Origin of the sequence: Rothia sp. HMSC069C01 (genome assembly GCF_001814655.1) — a bacterium.
Classification (GTDB): Bacteria; Actinomycetota; Actinomycetes; order Actinomycetales; family Micrococcaceae; genus Rothia; species Rothia dentocariosa.
In genome coordinates this window covers 45,981-69,411 of the sequence record NZ_KV817379.1, presented here as the reverse complement: position 1 = coordinate 69,411, position 23,431 = coordinate 45,981, and the positions used below count along the sequence as shown (strand labels likewise).

The 23,431-nt window shown below is 56.7% G+C and carries 19 protein-coding genes; 11 read left to right on the top strand and 8 right to left on the bottom strand.

Going from position 1 to position 23,431, the window contains the following annotated elements; all coding sequences use genetic code 11:
* Positions 1 to 23 precede the first annotated feature (23 nt).
* The 8 genes from HMPREF2981_RS00920 to ccsB all read left to right on the top strand — a co-directional run bounded on the left by HMPREF2981_RS00920 (position 24) and on the right by ccsB (position 9,206).
* Positions 24 to 2,942: an FCD domain-containing protein gene (locus HMPREF2981_RS00920; RefSeq protein WP_070659993.1), complete on the top strand. Its 2,919-nt coding sequence runs from the start codon at positions 24 to 26 to the stop codon at positions 2,940 to 2,942.
* Positions 2,943 to 3,251: 309 nt separating this feature from the next.
* Positions 3,252 to 3,350, top strand: a complete 99-nt coding sequence (locus tag HMPREF2981_RS10500; RefSeq protein ID WP_005504750.1) for a 30S ribosomal protein bS22 — start codon at positions 3,252 to 3,254, stop codon at positions 3,348 to 3,350.
* 179 nt (positions 3,351 to 3,529) lie between these two features.
* Complete coding sequence (locus tag HMPREF2981_RS00915) at positions 3,530 to 3,853, top strand: glutaredoxin family protein (protein WP_239668062.1); 324 nt, start codon at positions 3,530 to 3,532, stop codon at positions 3,851 to 3,853.
* A gap of 56 nt (positions 3,854 to 3,909) precedes the next feature.
* On the top strand, positions 3,910 to 4,599 hold the full coding sequence (locus HMPREF2981_RS00910) for a histidine phosphatase family protein (RefSeq protein ID WP_070659990.1): 690 nt from the start codon (positions 3,910 to 3,912) through the stop codon (positions 4,597 to 4,599).
* A gap of 70 nt (positions 4,600 to 4,669) precedes the next feature.
* On the top strand, positions 4,670 to 5,311 hold the full coding sequence (locus HMPREF2981_RS00905; RefSeq protein WP_013397728.1) for a TlpA family protein disulfide reductase: 642 nt from the start codon (positions 4,670 to 4,672) through the stop codon (positions 5,309 to 5,311).
* Positions 5,304 to 6,320, top strand: a complete 1,017-nt coding sequence (locus tag HMPREF2981_RS00900; protein WP_070659987.1) for a cytochrome c biogenesis CcdA family protein — start codon at positions 5,304 to 5,306, stop codon at positions 6,318 to 6,320. Before HMPREF2981_RS00905 ends, HMPREF2981_RS00900 begins: the two co-directional genes overlap by 8 nt.
* 15 nt (positions 6,321 to 6,335) lie before the next feature.
* Complete coding sequence (locus HMPREF2981_RS00895) at positions 6,336 to 8,090, top strand: cytochrome c biogenesis protein ResB (RefSeq protein WP_246825184.1); 1,755 nt, start codon at positions 6,336 to 6,338, stop codon at positions 8,088 to 8,090.
* A 3-nt stretch (positions 8,091 to 8,093) separates the two neighbouring features.
* Entirely contained in the window at positions 8,094 to 9,206 is a 1,113-nt protein-coding gene (gene ccsB / locus HMPREF2981_RS00890) for a c-type cytochrome biogenesis protein CcsB (RefSeq protein ID WP_070659984.1), read from the top strand.
* Positions 9,207 to 9,545: 339 nt separating this feature from the next.
* Here the strand turns inward: ccsB and HMPREF2981_RS00885 are convergent, their stop codons facing one another.
* Positions 9,546 to 9,968 (bottom strand): PLD nuclease N-terminal domain-containing protein, encoded by a 423-nt coding sequence (locus HMPREF2981_RS00885; protein WP_246825183.1) that lies wholly within the window; start codon positions 9,966 to 9,968, stop codon positions 9,546 to 9,548.
* A 137-nt stretch (positions 9,969 to 10,105) separates the two neighbouring features.
* Between HMPREF2981_RS00885 and HMPREF2981_RS00880 the strand changes: the two genes are divergently transcribed.
* Positions 10,106 to 10,393 (top strand): DUF4229 domain-containing protein, encoded by a 288-nt coding sequence (locus tag HMPREF2981_RS00880; RefSeq protein ID WP_070659978.1) that lies wholly within the window; start codon positions 10,106 to 10,108, stop codon positions 10,391 to 10,393.
* Between the two features lie 195 nt (positions 10,394 to 10,588).
* Here HMPREF2981_RS00880 and HMPREF2981_RS00875 read toward each other — a convergent pair whose 3' ends face one another.
* The 4 genes from HMPREF2981_RS00875 to HMPREF2981_RS00860 form a co-directional block, all read right to left on the bottom strand.
* Positions 10,589 to 11,833, bottom strand: a complete 1,245-nt coding sequence (locus HMPREF2981_RS00875) for a trypsin-like serine peptidase (protein WP_070659975.1) — start codon at positions 11,831 to 11,833, stop codon at positions 10,589 to 10,591.
* Positions 11,834 to 12,200: 367 nt separating this feature from the next.
* Positions 12,201 to 13,115 carry a 1,4-dihydroxy-2-naphthoate polyprenyltransferase gene (locus tag HMPREF2981_RS00870; protein ID WP_070553905.1) on the bottom strand — a complete coding sequence of 305 codons (915 nt, stop codon included), beginning with the start codon at positions 13,113 to 13,115 and terminating at the stop codon, positions 12,201 to 12,203.
* Between the two features lie 50 nt (positions 13,116 to 13,165).
* Complete coding sequence (locus HMPREF2981_RS00865) at positions 13,166 to 14,650, bottom strand: AMP-binding protein (RefSeq protein WP_083313824.1); 1,485 nt, start codon at positions 14,648 to 14,650, stop codon at positions 13,166 to 13,168.
* Between the two features lie 11 nt (positions 14,651 to 14,661).
* A complete protein-coding gene (locus HMPREF2981_RS00860; RefSeq protein WP_070450967.1) occupies positions 14,662 to 15,615 on the bottom strand; it encodes a 1,4-dihydroxy-2-naphthoyl-CoA synthase in 954 nt (317 codons plus the stop codon).
* Positions 15,616 to 15,922: 307 nt separating this feature from the next.
* Here HMPREF2981_RS00860 and HMPREF2981_RS00855 point away from each other — a divergent pair, with 307 nt between their 5' ends.
* Positions 15,923 to 17,305, top strand: coding sequence for a hypothetical protein (locus HMPREF2981_RS00855; protein ID WP_004005412.1), 1,383 nt, complete (start codon positions 15,923 to 15,925; stop codon positions 17,303 to 17,305).
* Positions 17,306 to 17,414: 109 nt separating this feature from the next.
* On the opposite strand, the gene putP is transcribed toward HMPREF2981_RS00855, so the two are convergent.
* Complete coding sequence (gene putP, locus HMPREF2981_RS00850) at positions 17,415 to 18,911, bottom strand: sodium/proline symporter PutP (RefSeq protein WP_070553909.1); 1,497 nt, start codon at positions 18,909 to 18,911, stop codon at positions 17,415 to 17,417.
* Between the two features lie 302 nt (positions 18,912 to 19,213).
* On the bottom strand, positions 19,214 to 20,203 hold the full coding sequence (gene gluQRS, locus HMPREF2981_RS00845) for a tRNA glutamyl-Q(34) synthetase GluQRS (RefSeq protein WP_070659972.1): 990 nt from the start codon (positions 20,201 to 20,203) through the stop codon (positions 19,214 to 19,216).
* 173 nt (positions 20,204 to 20,376) lie between these two features.
* Between gluQRS and HMPREF2981_RS00840 the strand changes: the two genes are divergently transcribed.
* On the top strand, positions 20,377 to 21,270 hold the full coding sequence (locus HMPREF2981_RS00840; RefSeq protein WP_048777668.1) for an MBL fold metallo-hydrolase: 894 nt from the start codon (positions 20,377 to 20,379) through the stop codon (positions 21,268 to 21,270).
* 157 nt (positions 21,271 to 21,427) lie between these two features.
* On the opposite strand, the gene menD is transcribed toward HMPREF2981_RS00840, so the two are convergent.
* Positions 21,428 to 23,359, bottom strand: coding sequence for a 2-succinyl-5-enolpyruvyl-6-hydroxy-3-cyclohexene-1-carboxylic-acid synthase (gene menD / locus HMPREF2981_RS00835; RefSeq protein WP_210398805.1), 1,932 nt, complete (start codon positions 23,357 to 23,359; stop codon positions 21,428 to 21,430).
* Positions 23,360 to 23,431: the final 72 nt, after the last annotated feature.

Below are 23,431 nucleotides of genomic sequence, written 5' to 3'. Positions count from 1 at the left end.
AACTCGTATAAACGGAGTTCTCATTGGCTATTCATCGCAAGATTCTGCGCTGGCTTGAGACCGAGCTTTTTGAAGGCAATATTCAGCTCGGTCAAAGCCTTCCTGACGATCAGCGGATTGCTCACGCCATCGGTGTGGGGCGTTCCCGAACCCGAGATGCACTCAAAACCCTTGAAGATATGGAATTGATGCGCCTGTACTCTGGGCGAGGTAAAGAGATCATTCCTTATCTCTATGAGGAACCGGCGGCTGCGGCTGCGGGGCCCATTCGTCTGCACATGTCTACATCGCGTTACCCAACCCGCGATATGCTGCAGACCCGCATCCTGCTTGAGAGCTGGGCGGTATCTAATATTGACCCCGACAAGGTCTCATTTGATGAGGTTGATGAGGCGCTTGAGACGCTCCAAGACGATACTCTGAGTATTGGCGAGTTTCTTGACCAGCTTTTGACCTTCCACCACCGGCTGGTGCGTTTGGCGGGTAACGAACTGGTCGTGGGCTTGCTGGTTGCGATCCGCCAGTCTTCCTTCGATTCCCTGCTGTCGCTTATGGGACGTTTGCCGCTGTGGAGCAGCACGATGACGCGCATCCGGGTGGAAAACCGTGCCATTGTAGATGCTGTCAAGGACGGCGACGCCCGCACCGCGCGCGAGCTAATTGCCCACCAGCTGCAAGAGCTATACTCCGAAGCTGGCATAGAGCTGGATCAGGCGGCAAATACCCCGAACGGTATGCCTGGTGACCCCTCTGAGGACGACGAGGAATTCCAGGAGGAGGAATACTCCGAGGAAAGCACTGATTCTTCCGAAGAGCCCGAATCCGACGCTGACGTGGAAGAACATGAGGAAGCGGAATCAGAGCAGGATACCGACGAGAATATTCCCGAATCAGAATATAAGGCTGAGCAGGAGAAATCTCCGGCCGCGCAGCTTCCAAAAATTATTCGTGAAGGAACCACCGTTTCACGCCGTCGTCAAGGGCGTATGCGCGTGCCGACCCCGGTGGCCGTGGGCTTCGAGGAAGATGAAGCTGGGGAAACCACATCCGCCGAGAACACGGGTGATACCCCCACGGCTGACATTCCCGAGCAGCAGGAAACCGTCGAGAGCACCCACGAGTCTCCGATCGATCCCCTTGAGGAAACCGCAGCGCACGAACCCCAGCTTGAGAGTGTGCAGCCCGAATTTGAGGATGACGTCCTGCCGGTTGAAAAACCCGGCAAGTCTGTATCTGACGAGGCACAGGACAAAGAATCTGCTGAAAAGATAACGGCAGAAAAAGCTACGGACAAGTCTGCTGATGGATCCGAAAAATCCAAGTCTTCGGAAGAGACACAGGGCAAAGCGCAGGACGACTCTGCCTCTCACGAAGACTCGACCGAAAGCACCGAGGATAAAGACGCTGAAGAGACATCCGACGAACAAGAACACGTTCGGGAAGTCTATGTCGAGAAGGCTCCGGTGGGTAAAATCTCCGCCGAAGAACTTGTGGCGACCGGCCTTATTCCGTGGCGCACCATGGGACAGCAGGCCGAGAACGGAACCTCACCCCAGACCGAAGCTGAGGGGGAGGACGATGTTATTCGTGCACCCCTGCGCCGAAACGTGCCGCCCGTGCGCCCCGCGCAATTCTCGCCGAGCAAGTCTGAAAAGCCAGAGAAACCGGAGAAGCCCGCGAGCGAGCGCATCAGCCTGATTCGCCGCGTTCGCCATTACTTCGGTCTTGATTTGCCGCATACCCAGGCGGTCAAGCTGGTTGAGGCGCAGGAGGCAGCCGAGCAGAAAGCCGCAGACAACGCGAAATTTGCGACAGAACCTCCCAAGGTAGAGCCTAAGTCCGCTTCTGCTTCATCACGTGAGGATGCCCCTGCCGCTGCCTCCGCCGAGGCCTCCAAGTCTTCGGCGGCTGAGCAAGAGCGGGAAGTCTCCACAGAACCGAAGAAACCAGCGACGGAACCGTCACCCGCGAAGGCGGCAGAGGCTCCCAAGCCTGCTGAGGCGTCGAAACCCTCGAACCCATCGAGTGATGCAACTTCTAAGAGCGCCGAGCCCGCTCCGGAGGCAGCACCTTCGGATAAGACAGATTTGAAGCCTGCTAAGCCTGCGGAAAAGCCCGCATCCGCTCCCGCACAGAGCGTAGATTCGGCGAAGCACGAGAAACCCGCCGCAGAGACCCCTCAGACGGATTCTTCTGACTCTGTGAAGGCAGAACCTTCGGATGCGCCCGTTCAGAGGGCGGCGGCGAATGTCGAGTTGGAGGAAACTCCGGAAGAGATACGTTCTGAGTTGCAGAGCGCGATTACTCTGGACGAGCCTTCGCCCGATTCGGTGCCGACCCCGGCCGCTGAGCCCGTGGCGGTTAAACGCCCCAATCGCAAGGATTCAGATTCTCAGGCTCCGGCAAAGAATGTTTCGGTTGCGGCTGCAGCCATACCGCAGCCCGTTCCAGCAGTTGCCCGCCCGGAAACGGCTAATCTGAGCGGTGTCGATTCGACTCCGGTTGCTCCTGCGGTGAACGAAACTAAGAATAAGCCTGTGGAATCTCAACCCAAGCAGAAGGCTCAGGCAGATACCGAGAAAACACCGGTAAAACCCGCCCCGTCACCTTCGGAGATTGCCCAGGCATCGGCAAAACCGGCTTCGAAGAAGCCTGAGACGAAAAAGCCTGCGCCCGTAGCAGGTAGCGCCTCAAAGTCTGCATCCGCGAACAAGAAGGCTCTGACGGCGGTAGACGCTAACGGTGCTCCGAATCCTTTTGAGGGTTTCGACGTCCTGGGAGCTGTCGAGCGTGCGCATGCGGCGGAAGCGGCTGCTGCTCAGAAGAAGCAGGCTAAGACGCAGGATCCCGTAAGCGAAGCTAAAAAACCGGCTCAGAACGGTGCTTCTAAGGGCGCCAGTGCCCTCTCGAAGGGGAAGAAGAACCGCAAGAAGCGCCACTAGCGCTATCGCGCCACCATCTGGGGCGGCGGAACTCGGGATTATGTACCCGTGGTTCTCGCCGCCTCATGGTATATCTGCTGCGGTGGAAAAGACACCAGGGGAGAGAAAGCTCGCAAAATCGAAGGTTTTCTGCCTTTCAAATGGTGAAAATGGGCTATTACCTTGTACCCTAGGAAGGTAGCGTTCTCAAAACGTCCGGGCACTGCTGTGCCTAAAATGCCTTTTAGAGCGTTTATACCGGTATAAACATACCCGGGTAGCTACCAAACCGGTTTGGTTTGGCCGGGTCTAGAAAAGTGAGGAAATCCTATGGGTTCCGTTATTAAGAAGCGCCGCAAGCGTATGTCCAAGAAGAAGCACCGTAAACTGCTTCGCAAGACTCGTCACCAGCGCCGCAATAAGAAGTAATTAAGGCTTCTGCGCCCCGCATCCAGCAGGTTAAACCGCAAGGATGCGGGGTGTTTTGCCTCTGGCACACTAGTGCGTGAACCTAGATGTGGCGCTGTGACCTGTATATATTCCCGACCGAGCATATGTGCGAACAAGAATATAGAGCACAGGGGAACAAACTATCAGACATAGATCGTGTGCAGACTTGGGGACATAAGCCAGTGCGGCAGAACCTCAAGAAGCTGCACGGGTATACACTGGGAACTATGCCTGAACCTGTCATCGAACTTTTGACCCGTCCCGGGTGCCATCTCTGCCAGGATGCGCGCCTAACCGTGAGCGAAATCTGCGCCGAGTACGGGCTGGACTATACCGAGCTCGATATTACCCATAACCCAGATCTGCTCAAACGCCACGAGACCGAAATTCCGGTGCTGCGCATCGACGGCGAAGCGAAGGATTTTTGGCGTATTAACCCCAAACGCATGCGCAAGATTCTCGACAAGAAACTTGCCCGCTAACCGGACACTTCGCAATATATTTTGGGGTAGCGCCGAAAGTCTGAGAAACTGAGAGAATGACTACTCAGCCCACGGTTACGGTTCACCTGATGCGCCACGGCGAAGTTCACAACCCCGAACGCATTGTCTACGGTCGTCTGCCGCACTACGCTCTCTCCGAGAAGGGGCAGCAGATGGTGCGCATGAGCGCCCAAGAATTTGCTCAGCGCGCCCAGGACGGTGCCAAGATTGTGCATCTGGTGTGCTCACCCTTGCTGCGCACCCGCGAATCTGCCGCGCCAATCACCGAGCTGCTGGGTCTGGATGCACATGCGGATCAGCGGGTTATCGAAGCCGATAACTATTTTGAGGGCGAGCATGTCACCAAGCAGGGCCTTCTGCGCAACCGTGAACACTGGGGCAAACTCTACAACCCTCTGCGCCCATCCTGGGGGGAACCGTACCTTGACCAGGTAAAACGCATGGCATCCGCTATTCAGGATGCGGCACGCACCGCCTACGACAAAGGTGGCGAAGGCGCACAAGCGATTATTGTCTCGCATCAGCTGCCCATCTGGGTCACCCGCCTGGGTTTAGAAGGCCGCCTGCTCCAGCACGACCCACGCACACGCCAGTGTAACCTTGCCTCGATCACCTCCCTCGACTTTAAGAGCACGGATTTTGACCATGAAATGCCGCAGGTGAGCGGATACTCCGAACCCGCCTCGCCCCTGTACGGCGGCGTGATTCAGCTTCCCGGAAGCTAGTCTCCTATAGTTTAAGAACGCAGGCCTTCGCACACACCGATGCCGCCGCCAGCTGGCACGGAAGGAAAGCATGAACCCTATGCCAAAACCCACGACGCCGAATACCCCACTCACTCGCCGCGCGCTTCTGCACACGGGCGCGGGTATTTGCGCCACCGCCGCAGGTGCCGTGCTCCTCTCGGCGTGCTCATCCAGCGATGATTCCCTAGCGAAACAGGCAAATTCGGGCGATAACAAAGGCTATATCGCGGGCGATGGTTCCGTCACCGAATACCAGGAAGCCGAACGCGGTGACCCTGTCGCCTTCACCGGCGAACTCTTCGACGGAAAAACCGTAACCGCCGAATCCCTGCGCGGTAAACCGGTACTGCTGAACTTCTGGTACGCCGGATGCGCCCCCTGCCGAGCCGAAGCACCCGACCTGCAGAAACTCTCCGAAGAATTCAAAGATAAAATCGCCTTTTACGGCGTGAACGTGCGTGACGAGAAGAACACTGCGGAAGCCTTCGAGCGTAGCTTCAACGTCACCTACCCCTCCTTCAAAGACGTTACGGGCAAGGTTCTTCTCTCGCTCAGCAAATACGTACCCGCGCAGGCGGTGCCCACCACCGTGATCCTGGACGAGAAGGGGCGCGTGGCATCCCGCGTGCTGGGGCAGGCTAACCCGTCCATCCTGAAAACCCTCGTCGAGACCGTGACGAAGGGTGCCTAGCGTGCCGCACACGCCCATTCAGCCGCTCATCGCTATCGCCGGGGTCGGTGCTTTCCCCGTGGCGAGCATCAGCTCGACCGTGCTAGATGGCTCGCTGTGGCTGTCGATACCGCTTGCCGCGCTCGCGGGGTTTATTTCTTTTGCTTCCCCGTGCGTGCTGCCGCTGGTTCCGGGGTATTTAGGATATGTTGCGGGGCTGACCGGGGCGAATATACCGGCAACGGGTGCATCACAAGCTGATGGGCATACGGTGGAGCCCGTGGATGCGAAAACTTTCGCCCTCGTGAACCCGGCGGCGGCGCGGCGTTTAGCGTCAACGGTGCCGCAAACACAGGATGTAGTAGACAATCACAGCGCTTCTGCGCCTATAACAGCAGAGAGTAAAGCTCAGACACCGAATGAGTATGCTGTAACTCGCCGCAAAGCCACCTGGCGGTTACTTGCCGGAGTCGCCCTGTTTATCGCGGGATTCTCCGCTATTTTCGTGCTTCTCTCTGTTGTCCTCGCCCAGCTCGGTGCCGCACCCTGGCTCAAGGGGCAGTCCTGGGTCACGATGATTCTGGGCGCGTTGGTTGTGCTCATGGGAGTCGTATTTCTGGGCGGGCTCTCGATCTTTCAGACCGATAAGCGCCTGCATCGCCGCCCGATCACCGGGTTGTGGGGTGCACCGATTCTGGGTATAACCTTCGGGTTGGGGTGGGCACCCTGCATCGGGCCGACCTTCGCGGCCGTACAGACCCTCGTATATACGGGCGGTTCCGGCACCGGCAAGGCAGTCGTTCTGACTCTCGCATACTGTCTGGGTCTGGGCGTTCCGTTTCTGCTCGTGGCATGGGGCATGGGCAGGGGAGTGAGCACCCTGGCGTGGGCACGAAAACATCGCCTGGGCATACAGCGGGTGGGCGGTGCCGTACTCATCCTGATCGGGGTACTGCTCATGACGGGGCTGTGGACCGAGCTGATGTCATGGATACAGGCGGCATTACCCGCCTACGAACTACCGATCTAAGAAAGGAGGGCTGTCATGGTTTCCGAACACAGCGACGATGAAAACACTTCAACAGAGGCAAAGGATACAAACACCGCAAACCGCAAGGCGGGCAAAACCGCAGATGCAGGGCGTGCCGTGAACGCATCCGAGAAGACCAAGAAAACCGGTAAATCAGCGCGCAAGGATGCGCCAGCCCTCGGGTTCGTGGGTATGCTTCGCTGGTGCTGGACTCAGCTGACCAAAATGAACACTGCGCTCATGCTTCTGCTTTTGCTGGCGGTAGCGGCGGTGCCTGGCTCGATCTTTCCGCAGCGTGTCCAAGACCCTACCAAGGTTACCGATTACATTAAGAACCATCCCGGCTGGGGCGAATTTGCCGATAAAATTCAGCTTTTCGACGTGTTCTCCTCGGCGTGGTTCTCTGCCATCTATCTGCTGCTGTTTATTTCGCTGATCGGATGCGTAACCCCGCGAGCCATCAAACACGCGAAAGACTGGCGTAAACCCCCGGCACGCACCCCCAGAAACCTTTCCCGTATGCCGGTGCACCGTCAGCTTGAGATTCCCGTGGCGGATGCCGGGCTGAACCTGAGCGCCAAGGGTGCGATTGAGGATGCGGCGCGCATCCTGAAAAAGAGCCACTACCGAGTTGAAATTCGGGACGAAGAGAACGACCACTACTCGGTCGGTGCCGAACGCGGGTATCTGCGCGAAATAGGCAATATCCTCTTTCACGTGGCGATGATTGGCATTCTAGTAGGGGTCGCCTTCGGCTCGCTCTATGGATACCGCGGACAAAAAATTCTGGTTCAGGATGAAACTTTCGTCAATTCGCTGATTGGCTATGATTCGTTTACTCCCGGCACGAACTACAACCCTGACTGGCTTACCCCGTATGCGGTGACGCTCAATAATTTTCAGGTGCGCTACGACCGCCAGCAAGACAGCCACACCTACGGGCAAGACCTTGACTATAAGGCGGAGCTGACGGTGCATGACCCGCAGGGCGGAACCGAACAGAAGACCCTCAAGGTGAACGAACCGGTCGATATTGGCGGTACCAGCATTTTCCTCTCGGGTAATGGGTATGCGCCCGTGGTGCGAGTGACAGACGGCGAAGGTAAAGTCGCCTACGAGGGTGCCGTGGTGGGAATTACCACGGACGGTAAATACACCTCATCGGTGGTGCTCAAGGTTCCGGACGCCAAACCCAGCCAGCTAGGTTTTGTGGGCATGTTCCTGCCTACCGGCGACTATGCGCGCGGCACTACCGTACCCCACTCGGTAGATTCCGCCCCCGCAAACCCCATGCTGATTTTCCAGTCCTATTCGGGCGATCTGGGGCTCAACTCGGGGCAGCCGCAGAATGTGTACGTACTCGATACCTCTAAACTGCAAGAGCTGAACTCCATGGCACAGGGCAACGGCATTGTACTGAGCGCGCAGAACCCCGAAGCTGTGCTGCCCGATAACAAGGGAAAGATCGAGTTCTTGGGGTATAAGCGCTATGTCGGTCTGGATGTGCGCCACGACCCCGGGCAGAATATTGTTCTGTACTCCTTTGTGGTCGCGTTCGCCGGGCTTATCGTCTCGCTTTTCGTGGCGCGCCGCCGTGTATGGGTGCGTGCCCACACCGCCGATGGCGTGCTTGTGGTCGAATACGGTCTGCTGGCACGCGGGGAAGATCCGCGCCTTGCGAACGAGGCCGAACGCCTTACCGATGCTTTCGCCGCCGCTTGGGGGCTAGAATTTGATGATGATAACCATGATGAAAACGAGGGTAAGTAGCCGATGCTGAACGACTCATTAGCGCGCTCCAGCGAACTATTTATGTACATTGCGGCGCTGATTTACACCGTCGTTTTTATTGCGTTCACCTCCGATGTGGTGGCAAACTCGCGCGTGACACGGCGTCTGGAAGGGCGGTCTGAGGGCACCGCACAAAAACCCACCGTCAAGGCGAAGATCAAAGTTGGTGCGGGCGCTGTTTCTGGCGTATCCGCGACGGCGAATACCTCTGCGGATACGGTTCGCACGGGTGGGACCGAACAGGGCACCGGCGAACGCGGCATGGGGTATAAGGGTGCTGCCGCACGGGCTCTCGAAGGTGAGGTTGCCGATTCTGCGATGCTGTACACGGGCGTTCGCCGCCCCGCCGCGCGCATCGCCGTGGTTGTGATGGTGCTTGCCGCTCTCGTGCACACCGCCGCCGTGATAATGCGCGGTATCGCAGCGCAGCGCGTGCCCTGGGGGAACATGTACGAGTTCTGCACCACGGGCGCGCTCATGGTGTCTGCGGTGTTTCTGATAACCCTCATGTTCCGCGATGTGCGCTTCGTGGGCACGCTGGTGTCTGGGCTTGTGCTCATTATGCTGTGCGCCGCCACAATTGGTTTCCCCACGCCGGTGGGGCACTTGAAACCTGCGCTGCAAAGCTATTGGCTGGTAATTCACGTATCGATTGCGGTGTTAGCATCCGGGGTGTTCACGATTACCTTCGCGATGGCGATACTGCAGCTGGTGCAGACCAGGCGTGAGCAGCGCATCCTGAACGGTAAATCGGGCGGATGGGCGTTTATGCGCTTGGTTCCGAGCGCCCAGGCTCTAGAGAATTTTGCGTTCCGCATGAACGCGCTGGCGTTTGTGATGTGGACGTTTACGCTTGCCGCCGGTGCGATTTGGGCGAATCACGCGTGGGGACGCTACTGGGGCTGGGACACCAAAGAGGTGTGGACCTTCGTGATTTGGGTGGTGTATGCGGCGTATCTGCATGCACGCGCCACCCGCGGCTGGGCAGGCCCCCGCTCGGCATGGCTGTCTATTATCGGCTATGCGTGCATTATCTTTAATTTCACGGTCGTGAACATTTTCTTCTCGGGTTTGCATTCATATTCGGGGTTGTAATCGGGGTCGTGAAACCGAGAATGATTTATACATAGGGTATTTCGCCGGTATATGATGCGGCAAAAAGTACTCTGGTGCGTGATTATCATCTCGGGATGTCATTTAGCGGTTCACACGCTTGAGATAACGGCTCTCGACGGCTGCCGGTAGTGCCGGTAGCTGGCTCTGCACTGTTATATGCCGAGTGGAGAATACCGTGAGTTGAATATGTTTATAACGTGGTATTTCTTGAGAGCAGTTTTATCTGTGTGATTAATGTATTGTGGGCGATATTAAACACCTACCGGGTGTTTTAATACCGCCCACAATATTTATGAAAAATCTCTAGTACCCTGTGTCTTAGTTTTTAGAGCCATCTTGCCTGTCAGAACCGTCATTCTCGCCGTCAGGACGTTCACCCATGCCGCCGTCCGTGGGGCCGGTGCCCGCATCCTTTTCGCGGGATCGGCGCTGACGGTCGGCCTTCGTCTTGAGCCAGCGCAGGTACTCTTCATCGTCGTCGGGTGAAGATGTTGCCGGTGGCGGTGTGCCTCGCCGAGAACCCGTGAACCCGCCGCCCTGCCGCGGTTTAGGGGCTCGCACGGCGCGCGGGCGGCCCAGCAGAAGCCACAGGAGAGGACCCACAACGGGGAAAAAGATCACCGCAATAATCCATAGCCATTTGGGGAAGGTACGCATCTGGTCCTGATGCGTGCGCAGCGCATCCAAGAGAGTATATAGAGTTAGCCCCACCACCAGGGCGAAAGCACCAATAATCATCATGGCTCGAATCATAGTCTCTAGTGTTACACACTCCGAGCATAACCAACAATGAAAACTGTCAAATAATCTGTGACGTTCCCGGCGTGCCGCATCTCGTTTGCTTGGGGGCTTATCGCAACCCCGATACACTGGATGTTATGAACTTGTTCAAGTACACACTGCTGCGGCTCGGCCTCGTCGTAGTACTCTTTTACCTTTTTATGCTGATAGATGCGGGTATTTTTATTGCTGGTCCCGCCGCTATTCTATGCGCTTTCGCCTTGGCGTATATTTTCTTCCCCAAACTTCACGCCGCCGCCAGCGCGGATATGCGTAAAATTTTCAAACGCGCCCCCACCATTAAAAACAAAGATGAAGCAGAGAACCGCACGCTCGAAGATCAGCTCGTCGATGAGCATAAGAATGTTTCGGGCGAAGACTTCTAAGATATTCTCCCATCAGCGCTAAATCTGCCTCCATACAACAAAGATGCGGCAACCCAGCCCCAAATCCACCCGGCGGTGGCAAGGGCACGAGATGCCGCATCTTATGTGTATCAGGTGGCGAGCAGGTCGTTTTCGATCCGAGCAGGTAGTATTTTCCCACCTGCTCGGCCAAAAACTACCTTTTCGCGGCAGCTCTTAGTCTTTAGCTGCCTTCTGATAGATGTCCCAGACGGGGCGGTCGAAGATCGCACCCGAGACGGACGTATTGTTATTAGTTGCGAACGAAGTTACGCTCTGGACTTTGCCCAGGCCGGTCGCATTATTGTAGTCGGCAAGCCACGGGCCACCTGAGGATCCGCCCGCGAACTCGCATCCCGAAAGAGTGGGGAAGTAGTAGGGAGTAATGCGGATCGTGTGGGTGTTGCCCCAGCAGGCGTGCATAACCCTACCGGACTCTTTGTTGCCGGGGTATGCGAAGACGGTGCTCTCGAAGATGGGGCTGCGATCCACGTTCAAACCGTGCCCACCTACCATATTCACGAGGAGCTGACCCTTCTCGTTGGTGTTGGTCTTGATGAAAGCAACGTCGTGCTTGTAGCTGTCGCCAGTACCGCCCGTGGGCTGACCGTACTGAACCCAGTCGTTGGCAACACGCAGGTACTGCGCGCTGAAGGTGCCGTGCGGGCGCACGCCCCGGTTGTAGCCGGGAACGAACACGATGTTGCGGTGCCAGGTCTTATTCTTGCCACCGTGCACGCAGTGACCGGCGGTTACCACGGTACGCTTGGTGGGAGTGTTGATTGCCGCACCGGAGCATACATAGTTTTTACCGTCACTGGCATCGGTGTAGAAAATCTTGCCGTTGGTGTGCGAGAAGTTCGTTACCTTGGATGCACCCTGAAGCTGCACACCATTGCGTGCGTTCTTCTGTTCGGGCAGAACGGGGTCTACAGACTCAGCGGTGGTTTCAGGCTCGTCAGCTTCCTGAGTGAGAGTCTGCGGGGTGTATTCCTCACCGGACTCGTTGGTTTCCTCCTGAGAAACGATCTCGGGATTCTGCTCTTCAGTCTCCATCTGAGAGACGGCATTGTTGATCTCCTGCTGGGGATCCTCTACGTTATCTGCAGGAATAGCGTTTTCCATACGCTCGGTCGTCCAATAGGTAATGACTCGCGGGTCTCCCTCGGGAATAGCCCCCGGGTTCTCGCCTTCCTGACCTGCCACAACCGATGCCTGGGGATCGGCGTTAAGAACGTCGTCGCTGAGAGGTGCTACTGCGGAAGCGGAATCGTCGCTTCTCTCAGAGACGGTGTGGGTGTACGATGCGGAGTCGTTAGGGGTAGAGACCGCATTCGCGGGGATAAAACTTGTCGATACAAGCAAAGATGCTGCAAGAAAAAAGGGTGCACGCTGCACGGCACCCTGAAGTGAATGGCGCACGAAAGTGTCCTTTCAGGTGGGTAGAGTGGTGATTCAAGAGTCGCTATGTAATTGAGTGAATGATATGTCAACACTTGAAATTACTATTAATGTAAATAAAGATTTTTTCAAATGTCAATATGACATGCAAAAAAGAGATGAATTATGTCATGAAAAACTCACAATGTGGGAACATGTGAGATCCTTCCGCAGTATCCCACATTCCCTGTGGGTATAAAAAGAATCTTTATGTGAATAAAGTTTTAGGGAACTTGCTTTATTCACATAAAGAGCCTTTTTGGTATGGGGGGGGGAGATGCTGGTAGGATGGCGAGAATACGCGGTAAAAACAGAGTTCAGGGCGTTTTCGGCAAAGTGGTGCATATTCTTAATACCCTGTGAAAACCTCAACGGTATTACTCAATAGATTTAATCCATGTAGCCATACTGAAATAGCAACTAAAATACTATAGATTAGTGCCACAATTCCTGCTTGTTTGAGTACGGGTATAAGCGCCGGTCCCTGTTTAAACAAAACCGTTACGCAAGAATGAACGGTTGGTCCCAGAAGAATAAAAGTTACCAAAAACCAGGGATTATGCGGAACCACAAAAGCACCTATGAGAAGTGCTATCAGCATTTCAGCACAATAGGCGATGCGCGCTCGCCAATCCCCAAGCCGCACCGCTAGCGTAAGCTTACCGGATTCACGGTCGGTCGGAATATCGCGCACGTTATTTGCCATGAGCAGGGCGCAGGATATGAGTCCGATAGCTATCGCAGACACCCACCCGGTCACCGTCAGCTCATGAGACTGCGTGTAGAGGGTACCTAAGGTGGCGACCAGTCCGAAGTAGACAAACACGAAAATATCGCCCAAACCCATGTAACCGTAAGGGCGTTTACCGCCGGTATACCCCCAAGCGGCGAAGACCGCGGAGGCGCCAATCGCCAAGAACCACCACTGGTTTGCCAACGCCACCAGAATCAAACCGGAACACATGGCTAGAGCAAAGCACAAAAACGCGGCGTATTTGACAGATTTCGCGCTTGCCGCGCCGGAACCGACAAGGCGCATCGGACCAACCCTGCCCTCATCGGTGCCTTTGATACCGTCGGAATAATCGTTTGCGTAATTCACCCCGACCTGTAGAAAGAACGCCACCAAAAACGCTAAAAACGCATACCAGGGCTTGAACGCATCAATCTCGTACGCTGCGGCTGATCCGGCGATGATAGGGGCGAGGGCAAGCGGTAAGGTGCGCAGGCGTGCGCCTTCAATCCACTCTGCGGGTGTTGCCACGGTGATCCCTCCGGTAGCGAGCGTGCGAGAACTGATTCTCGGCGGGGTCTTTAGCCCCTCGTATTTGTGTATTCTCTGTACAGCATACTGTATATAGCCCGCCGGTCGGGTTTGCCCGTGCTCGCGGTCGGAAAATCGGCGAATATACTCAGGAATTTGGGGGCACCCGCCGCACCTAGCTTGTCGGTGCAGAACTCACGCAGCATATCGCATGTAGCCCGGGGAGCATCGGAGGCACTCTGCGCCCCGGATGCGCCCCGCAGGGTGATCGCGGCAGCCACCGCCGAGCCCCAGCGCGCATCGGGAATGCCCATGACCACAGCCTCACGCACCGCCGGATGGCTTTCAAGAACGGCGGCAACTGCCCGAGCGGAAACTTTGACCCCTCCGGTGATAATCACATCATCGGAGCGTCCCACAATGTTCAGCATCGGGGCCCCCTCGTCCTCTGGCGCATTCGGGGCAGAGGATGTGAGCGAACCGTAATCGTCGGTGCGGTACCACCGGCACCCGTCGGCATCAACGAAGAAATGGGATGCGGTGCGCGCGCTATCGCCCAAGTACCCACTGGCAAGATGCTCACCACCGAGCCAGATACGCCCGGCAGCTTCCGCCCCGGCCACAACCGGGCTGTCTGCTAAACCCGCGTCCTCGGGAACCACACGCAGCCGCACCCCGGGCAGCGCTACCCCCGAATACACGCACCCACCGGCGGTTTCTGCGCTGCCATAGGTGGTGACCACGTTCAACCCGAGCTCTCGTGCTGCCGCCAACAGGGATGCGCTCGCCGGGGCACCGCCAAGCAGGATGCCGGTGAACTGACCAAGCGCATCGTAAATCTCTGACCCCAGTGTGGGGCTGGCTTCGGCGGCTTCTAGGAGCTTGTGCACCTGCGTGGGCACAAGAGAGACGAACCGGCGGGCGCAGCTGAGCCGCTCGGCGGCGTTCAGAAAGACCTCGGGTGTAAAACTAACCCCGTCGGTAACCGATGCGGCAACTACCGGCGTCGTTCCGGCGAGCACCGACCGGGCGAGAACCTGAGCCCCCGCCACATAGTGAGCGGGCAGGGCGAGAAGCCATTGCGCAGGAGCCTCAGAAACTGCCCGCCGCTGCTTCGCCGAACCGACCGAAGGGTAGTCCGCAAAAAACCTCTCGGTCGCCCGTGCGGATGCCCGCAGCGCCTGCACGCTTAACGCCGTCTGTTTGGGTGCACCTGTAGACCCGGAGGTGCCCACCACGAGCGCAATAGACTCCGGGTCTTCTGTTTGCCCGCGCGGGTCTTGACTATCGTGAGCTCTGTTCGGCAAGTCCCCGGTAAGAGAGCGCTCGAAGGCACGTAGAATCTCCTGCGGATCGGCGGGCTCATCGGCGCTGAGGATGACCGCGCGCGGATGCAGCGCATCCTCGTGTGGGGCAGGAAGCGGCGTGAGTGAACCGAGGAATGTGCCTATCGTGGCGCCTGCTTCGCCGCTATCCACCCGGGACTTACGGGGATCGTAGGGGTCTTCCGGCACAACAGAACGGTTATTCTGCAACGTGTGAAACCCTAGAAGTAGTAGGGATAGTTCGACCAGTCGGGGTCACGCTTTTGCAGGAACGCATCGCGTCCCTCCACAGCCTCGTCGGTCATATACGCCATGCGGGTTGCTTCGCCTGCGAAAACCTGCTGCCCGAGCATACCGTCATCGGGCAGGTTGAAAGCGTACTTGAGCATACGGATAGCCTGCGGAGACTGCCGGGCAATATGAGCCGCATATTCCAGACCCTTATTTTCCAGTTCTGCGTGGGGTACCACATCGTTAACGGCACCCATCTCATACATGCGCTGTGCATCGTACTCTTTGGCGAGGAAGAAGATTTCGCGCGCAAATTTCTGCCCAACCTGCCGCGCCAAAAGTGCCGAACCGTAGCCTGCGTCGAAAGAGCCAACAGTCGCATCGGTCTGCTTGAACTTGCCGTATTCTTCGGAGGCTATGGTCAAGTCCGCGACCACGTGCAGGGAATGCCCGCCGCCCGCAGCCCACCCGGAGACCAGAGCGATCACGACCTTGGGCATGGTACGAATCAGGCGCTGCACCTCCAGAATATGCAGCCGCCCGGCACGTGCAGGGTCAATAGATTCGGCGGTGTCGCCGCTGGCGTAGTGGTAGCCGTCGCGCCCGCGGATGCGCTGGTCGCCGCCCGAGCAGAACGCCCACCCGCCATCTTTGGGGGAGGGGCCGTTCCCGGTCAGAAGCACAGTGCCTACATCAGAGGTCATGCGGGCATGATCGAGCGCCCGGTAGAGTTCATCCACAGTATGCGGGCGAAAGGCGTTACGCACCTCGGGTCGGTTAAAAGCAATGCGCACGGTCGGCAAGTCGCGCAGGATTTCACCCGTCTCATCGCGCTGCACCTGGCGGTGGTAGGTGATATCGGTAAAATCCTCAAACCCTTCAACGATGCGCCAGTGCTGCGGGTTGAAAATATCGGAAACCTGGGGAGGGAACGTAACAGTCATGCCCCCTATTTTACGCAGTATGAACCTGCCCATGCTCCGGACCCAAGAGGATACTTCCGTTACCCTTGAGCGATAAGCCGCGAAGCAGATGTAAAGTGTACACATACTTTTCCGATAAAACCCGTTGATTCCTTGAAGAAATATTGCAGGCCTGGGCACCATATTCAAGGGTTTTGTCGTGTGTTTACCCGATATCGTGGCAAACACGACGAAACATGTCACGTTCATATTCCTTGCGCATCCACTCCTGCTATAAGATGCTGGAAGAGCCTATTTATGCCCGCCCAGCCACCAAGGACAGAAGAATATGTCAGAGTACACGTCGCGAACTTCTGCAACACCCGATGATTCCCTCATCCACCTTCATGCAATGCGGCATGAACGGTATGCGGCGGCGACCGCGCTTTTAGGGGAGAGCGGATTTGCCACGCGCGTGGGAGGGTTTAACGCTTTGGTGCGTCTTGCCGACGAGTGGCTTGCGGATGAGCGCACCCCCGAAGAACAGCGCCTTGCCGAGGCACAGGTTATTATCGATACATTTTGCGCGTGCATCTATGCCCCATTCCTGCCCGCCTCCAGGCATAAAGACTACATGCGGCTGAACCGAGAACCAAAGAAACGCTGGGACTCCCAGAAAAAAGCACGATTCCGCGCCGAACAAGCCGAACTTCGTGCTGAGGCGCGGTTCCGCCAAACCGTTCTCGATACCATTCACCTGCGGGTTATGACCCGCTATGAGGGACCGGGACCGTGGAGCCGCCTCTCCTTCGACTTTTCGGGCAGCGTGTTCTTCTATCCGGTCAGCTTTGGGCGCTCGCAATGGGAAGGACGTCTGAACCTGCGTGGGTGCACCTACTATGCGGAGGCCGATTTTTCGGGTTCCACCTACACCTGGTATTTAGATTGCAGCAATTCCGCCTATTACACAGAGGCCGATTTCAGCGCTTCGACTTACAACGGAGGGGTTAACGCGAGCTTCTGCAACTACCGCGGGAACGTCGATTTCAGCGAGTCCGTGTACCGTGCCAACGCCAGCCTGAGCTACAACGTCTACTGGGGCGAGGCTGCCCTGAACGACAGTATTTATGAGGGGCACGCCGATCTTGCCTGCTGCACCTACGTGGGCCACGCAAGCCTGGGGAACTGCGATTACAGGCGCGGAGCAGACCTATTCTTGAGCACCTACGCGACCTTCGCCGATCTTGACCGGTGCACCTACGGCGGGCGTGCGAACCTGAGCAAGAGCGTCTATTACGGTCGGGCATGGTTCTGGCATTCGACCTATTTGCAGGAGGCCACGTTCGGGGATTCTATCTATAACGATTCCGTCGATTTCTCCGATTCGCATTTTGCTGGCCCTGTCAATCTTGAGGATTCGGCATATCTCGACACCACGAACTTTCAGAACACGATTTTTGAGGAGGACAGCCCCTCTTTCGCCCGGAGCGTGTATGTTCCCGAGAATAACGAGCACACGGGGTACAACTATGGGGTGGTGCGCGTGCTGACGCTGGACGAATTGCAGCATCTCGACCAGCTGCGAGAGCCGCGCTACGAGATTGAGCAAGAACTCTTCAACGTTGATGACGCTACGGATGCGAAAACGTACCGTATCCTGCGTAGAGCCTTGCTGGAGGCGAGCCATCCGATCCAGAAATGGTGCCAGGAACTGATGGCGGGCACGCTCTAAAAGCCGCGTGAACTAGTCCCTAGACAGAGGTTAGAGCTGAAAATATTAAAAATTTGCCCCGATCCGTAATGCGCGGATCGGGGCAAATCTGTGAGCAGAAGTTCAGACCTTAGCCAGCCTTGGCGAGCTCTGCGGCCTTATCGAACTCTTGCTCAATTTCCTCGTTCTTCTGGTAGGTAGCCAGAGAGACCACGACGGTCACCAGGAAGGCTAGGAAGAACCCGGGGATCATCTCGTAAACATCGATCGTTTCGGTGAGGTTGAAGATCTGGCGCCAGAAGAAGGTGACGACAGCACCCACGACCATGCCCGAGACCGCGCCCGGTAGGGTGAGCTTGCGCCAGTACAGTGAGAGGATCACGATTGGGCCGAAGGCCGAACCAAAGCCTGCCCATGCGAACTCCACGAGCGAGAGAATCGAGTTGTTCTTATCGAGCGCCATGAGAGTCGCGATGACCGCCACAATCGCTACGCCCGCACGTCCAAGCCAGAGTGACTGGTTTGAGCTGAGCTTCTTCTTCACAAAGACACCGTAAAGATCTTCCACGAGAGCCGAGGAGCAGACCACCAGCTGCGAGGATAGCGTAGACATAATAGCTGCGAGTACGGCAGCCAGGATCATACCGGCGATAAAGGGGTGGAAGAGAATCTGCGCGAGATCCAGGAAGACTGTCTCCGCACTTTCCTTATCGGTGAGAGAAACTTCGGGGTGGGTTGCAAAGTAGGCTACGCCCACGAATGCCGTGCTGATGGAGCCTACCACGGTCAGGAGCATCCAGCTCATGCCGATGCGACGCCCGGCTTTTGCATCCTTGGGGGTGCGCAGTGCCATGAAACGCACGATAATATGCGGCTGACCGAAGTATCCCAGGCCCCAGGCGAGTGCCGATGCGATGCCGATGAACGTAGTTCCCGCGAAAAGTCCCAGGGCGTCGGGTCGAACGTTGGCGACAGCATCCGTGACGTGGTCGAGTCCGCCCATATTGGTAATAGCCACGATCGGCACAGCAATCAACGCGGCGAGCATCAGAAGACCTTGCACCATATCGGTGTAGGAGGCACCCATAAAGCCGCCGAAGAAGGTGTAGAACATGGTGATACCGGCGACGAGAAGCATACCGGTGAGGTAGTCCTGATGGAAGGAGGACTCGAAGAATTTACCGCCAGCAACCATGCCGGAGGAAACGTAGAAGGTGAAGAAGACGAGGATAATAATGCCTGCAAAAATACGCAGAATATTGTATTTATCGTGCAGTCGGTTGCTGAGGAACACGGGGACGGTAACGGCATCGCCAGCGACTTCGGTGTAGCTGCGCAGACGGGGCGCAATATATTTCCAGTTGACCCATGCTCCGATTGTCAGACCGATAGCAATCCATGATTTGGAAAGACCTGCTAAATAGACAGCGCCGGGCAGACCCATCAGGAGCCAGCCGGACATATCTGCGGCGCCTGCCGAGAGAGCCGCGACGGTGGGGGAGAGCTGTCGTCCTCCAAGCACATAGTCGTCAAGGTCGTTGTTTTTACTGTTTGCCCACAGACCAATCACAATCATGGCGATAAAGTAAATCGCCAGTGCGATGACTTGGAACGTACCGTCGGTCATCTCTCATTCCTATCTAGCGGTTGGGATTTCGTCACGTAAATATCTGTGTAATTATGCGCAACTCTATGACTTTATGAGTGGCTTGGGATACAGTCTAACCCCTTGGAGTGGATTTACCAACTCGTAATGCATTCAGCGTGTTTACATATTACTGAATATATATTCATATAATATGAGGTATGCCGTGGTAAAGCGTGGTTTTATGTGGGTAAATTTTGGTGAAACGACCCCGAAAATTCGCGGCTCTTGAGGTTGCTTCGACCACAACGTGAACGGGTAGAGTGTGGTGATGCTTTTGCTTCTTATAAATCTAAAGGATTTGTAATTATCCATGGCTTGGGACTCATGGCTTTAGGATCGAAGTATCCCAGAAAGTCCTGCGCCGACTTCGGGAACTGTGGGGCATCAGGAATGGGAATGGAGGTGCGAATCCACTCCAAAATATCGGACTCTGCAAATCCTGCATTCCGAAGCTGCCTCAGCGTTACCGCGCCGTCGCGTTTCGCTAGACGCTTACCTTCCGTGTTGAGGGCTAAGGGGACGTGGGCATAGTGGGGCGGTTCATACCCTAGGAGTGCTGCCAAGTATGCCTGGCGTGGAGCGGAAGATAATAAATCGTCTCCGCGCACCACCTGGGTTACACCTTGATAATGGTCATCGACCACGACAGCTAGGTTGTAAGCGTAGGTGCCGTCGTTGCGGCGAACCACCACGTCATCGACGGCACCCGTGTACTCACCGGCAAACATATCCTGTACCGTAAATTCGCTGATTTCGGCGCGCAAACGCAGGGCGGGAGGGCGTATCTCACGGCGAGATTTACGCTCGGTATCACTCAGATTGCGACATGTCCCCGGATAGGAGCCGGGGATGCCGTGCGGTGCTGAGGTTGCCTCCAAAATCTCGCGGCGCGTGCAATAGCATTCGTAGAGCAGCCCCGCATCCTGGAGTTTCTGCACGGCGGCATCGTAGGCGGCAAGTCGTGTGCTCTGGCGTAAAACATGGTCGTGGCGCTGTGGGTCTTCGCCAGGCGTTGCATCCCAATCGAGCCCCAAAGATTTTAAGTCGGCGAGCTGCTGTTCGGCGGCACCGGGGCGCACACGATCGAGGTCTTCGATGCGCATCACAAAGCGCAGTCCCTCTTGTCGTGCGAGAAGCCATGCGAGAATTGCGGTGCGCAGATTGCCCAGATGCAGGTCTCCAGAGGGGGATGGTGCGTACCTGCCCGCGCCTGGTGAAGAAGGAGCGTGTATTGTGAAAGAATCCTGGGCGGTGCTGCTGTGTAAGCTCATGGTTTTAATCCTAGCGGCACCTCTAAAAGTGTCTCACGCCATAGGATTCGACAAAAAATAACAAAATAATAACAATCTCACGGGGAACTTCGTGATAGACGTTCGCAAGTGTGTTATCAAACCTTTATAAAAATATTCCGTATCTGACGGTAAAGTCGAGTACCGTTAGAAGTATGGCAACCACGATTGAACTAGCGGACGGTGTTTATCGTATTGCAACCGATAACTACTGTCTAAATACCGGACTCATTCTCGGTCTTGAGAAAGCACTCGTGATCGATACCGGTGCAGGACCTCGACAGGCAACCGAAATTTATGATGAGGTTCGTCGTATTACCCGTATGCCTCTTGTTGTCGTCAATACGCATGCACACCCCGAGCGTTACTTCGGAAACGACGTTTTTGCGGCTATGGGCACCGAAGAGTTTTGGTCGCACCCGCGGGCGGCGCGCGCTATCAAGAAATACGGAGATAGGCAGCGTCTGTACGTGGAGACCCTAGAACCTGAGATGGCACACCACCAGGGAGCGGCAACCGATATCGTGGTGCCTAATCATCTGGTTGCCCAAAGCGGGGAAGGCATTACCTTTACCCCGGTTGATCTGGGGGAGCGCTCGGCAACCCTCATCTACTTGGGTCCGGGACATACCGAGGGCGATATCTTGGTGGGTATCGACGATGTGCTCTTTACGGGTGGTCTGCTGGAGCAGGGGACCGACCCATCCTTTGAAGATTCTTTCCCCGATCGTTGGGTAGAGACCCTGGGCGCGCTTCTTGAGCTTGATCGTTACCGCGTATATGTGCCCGGCTGCGGCGACCCCGTAGAGCGTGATTTTGTGGAGCGCTCTCAGGAGACCATGAAGAAGGCTATTTATGCTATTCGCCATTCGACTATTGACCCGAATGATGCGAGTACCACCGCCGCCATGTATCACCTGCCATATGCACCCGGACCTACCCGGTTCTTGCTAGATCGTATGGCGCAGCTTGATGGTACCGAGGTGCCTACCGACAGCTCTGAAACCACCGGATACACCGGTCCTATCACGATTGGCATCCTGCACTAGCATAAGCACAGACATATGACAGTCGGGTATGACATATATCGTCATATTAATAAGAATTTCTGAAAACCTCCGCATAGAGTACGTACCATTTTGAGGCTGTGGTGCGTCCCTGTGCAGAGGTTTTACTCTGCGAACCTTAGAAGGGGTAAGGCGCAACCTAAGCCTGGGTATCGAAAATATCGTTCGGGCGGTGAATGCGCACCCGAATACCTGACTCCTCACCGAAGCCTGCCGCCATGCGTTCCAAATCCGTATTCGGTGCCGCCTGAACCGTAAAGAACCTCTCGACGGCGCGGGCAAATTGTGGATTCTGGGCGAGAGCGCCGTGTTCCAGCGCGGTGAAAATGCCGCCTCCGGCGTCGTCATAGACGACGACGTCAAGATCGGGCAGAAGCTCCGTCATGGGCAGGTTCAGTGCAGAAATATCGTATTGAAAGGTCAAATCGCCGCATATGAGGGTAACCGGAATCGGCGCGCCCGCCACATGGGTGGAAGCATCGACAGCCGTGCGTGCGTTGCCGGTGGGGTAGTAGCCCGCTAAAGAAACACCGACAGCCGTTGCGATAAGCCCGTCAATGCCGGAAAGCCCGCGGTTTGCGAGAACCCGTGCGGGCGCATCGGCACCAAGAGCGGGGGCGATAATATCTAGATCGCGCACAATACTCGACGAGCCGACGACAAGGGTACGGCGCTGCTGTGCGCATGTATTCCAGGTTTGGAGTGCAAGCGTCTGAGCGGGAATTCTAGCAGGCTGAGAAGTATGTGCACCGTCTTGGTGACATTCTTCGGATGGAGCAGAGGCCTGCGGCTGCACTGTTTCAGACTCGGCACAACGATAGGCTTCGATCAACGTGAGCGATGCCTCTTGAGCCCGCCGACCGGCAGTGACCCAAGCATCAAGCCAGGTATCATCGGCTCGCATGCCCGATCCTATAAGCGCAAAGGCTTCAAGTTCGGAGGGCGAATCAATCTCGCGAACGGCGCGGGTGCCGGGTTCGTACCAGCTGGCGCGCCGAGGCGCATAGTAGGCATGCTGCACATCGGTACGCGCTAAAAGCGCAGAAATAGCGCGCGAAAGCGTAGGATGCCCGCATAAAATAGTTCGCTCGATGCTCTGCCCCAGCTCGGAAGCCGCATGTTCCCCGAGCACCGTCGTGTACTGGGGAATCGAGGTAGCGCCGTGCCGCGCCTGCGAAGAAGGCTCTGCCAGCAGCGGCAGATTCAACGCGCGGGCAAACTCGGCAGCGAACAGCTCGGCACCGTCTCCCGCGATCACCACCGTTTTCGGGCAGTCTGGTGCGCCTTCGGGTTTAAGTGGCGAGGCCTGAGCCGCCTGTTCATGCTGCATCAGCCAAAACTTCTCAACAGGGCTCAGCCGTGCAGGCTCAAGCTCAACGGGGTACGATGCGGCCCCCGGGGCAATATGCTCGGCAAGCGATGCGGCCCAGGTGGGAAGAATCTCGGCTGTCCGAGCCGAAGGTGTGAGCGGGGCGTCGAAACACACGTTAATATGCGCCGGCCCCACGGGCTTATCGCTTGTGCGCGACCAATCTTGCGCATCGCTGCCGGTCAGCGCCGCTAAACATGCCATAAAATCGGCAGTCTGCTGCCCAGGATTATGCTCGGGGTACGAGGTCAAATCAGCACTTGCACGCACAAAGGGAGAGAAAAAATCGGTTTGAACCGTCGTCTGATTAGCACCGGTTCCACGCAGCCTTACGGGACGGTCCGCGCTCAGGATCGCCAGTGGAACCCCGGCATGGTAAGCCTCCATCACGGCGGGCAAATACTCACCCAGCGCCGTTCCCGAGGTACACACTAACCCCACGGGCAGCCGCGAAGCTTTTGCGATACCCAGCGCCGTAAACGCTGCCACGCGCTCATCAACGCGCACGTGGGCAATCAACGCACCTGCCTCTTCGGCCGCCGCAACCGCATACGCCAGGGGAGCGCTTCGAGAACCTGGGGAAACCACCACATGCCGCATGCCCGCGCGAATCAGGGAATCGAGCACGGCGACGGCGGAGAGCATGGAGTCTGGAGCGGGGGGAGTTTGAACGGTGTCGGCACGGTCGGGGTTTTCAGTCACCCGTCTATTCTAGACCGGTGTTTGGGCGTGTGAAGAATATGGGGCCCCTAAACGGGCAGTTAGCCCCCAGAA

Excerpts from the sequence above, each read along its gene's own strand:
- HMPREF2981_RS10500 (WP_005504750.1), top strand. The coding sequence starts at position 3,252 with ATGGGTTCCGTTATTAAGAAGCGCCGCAAGCGTATGTCCAAGAAGAAG.
- HMPREF2981_RS00910 (WP_070659990.1), top strand. The coding sequence starts at position 3,910 with ATGACTACTCAGCCCACGGTTACGGTTCACCTGATGCGCCACGGCGAA.
- HMPREF2981_RS00905 (WP_013397728.1), top strand. The coding sequence starts at position 4,670 with ATGAACCCTATGCCAAAACCCACGACGCCGAATACCCCACTCACTCGC.
- HMPREF2981_RS00895 (WP_246825184.1), top strand. The coding sequence starts at position 6,336 with ATGGTTTCCGAACACAGCGACGATGAAAACACTTCAACAGAGGCAAAG.
- ccsB (WP_070659984.1), top strand. The coding sequence starts at position 8,094 with ATGCTGAACGACTCATTAGCGCGCTCCAGCGAACTATTTATGTACATT.
- HMPREF2981_RS00885 (WP_246825183.1), bottom strand. The coding sequence starts at position 9,968 with ATGATGATTATTGGTGCTTTCGCCCTGGTGGTGGGGCTAACTCTATAT.
- HMPREF2981_RS00880 (WP_070659978.1), top strand. The coding sequence starts at position 10,106 with ATGAACTTGTTCAAGTACACACTGCTGCGGCTCGGCCTCGTCGTAGTA.
- HMPREF2981_RS00860 (WP_070450967.1), bottom strand. The coding sequence starts at position 15,615 with ATGACTGTTACGTTCCCTCCCCAGGTTTCCGATATTTTCAACCCGCAG.
- HMPREF2981_RS00855 (WP_004005412.1), top strand. The coding sequence starts at position 15,923 with ATGTCAGAGTACACGTCGCGAACTTCTGCAACACCCGATGATTCCCTC.
- putP (WP_070553909.1), bottom strand. The coding sequence starts at position 18,911 with ATGACCGACGGTACGTTCCAAGTCATCGCACTGGCGATTTACTTTATC.
- gluQRS (WP_070659972.1), bottom strand. The coding sequence starts at position 20,203 with ATGAGCTTACACAGCAGCACCGCCCAGGATTCTTTCACAATACACGCT.
- HMPREF2981_RS00840 (WP_048777668.1), top strand. The coding sequence starts at position 20,377 with ATGGCAACCACGATTGAACTAGCGGACGGTGTTTATCGTATTGCAACC.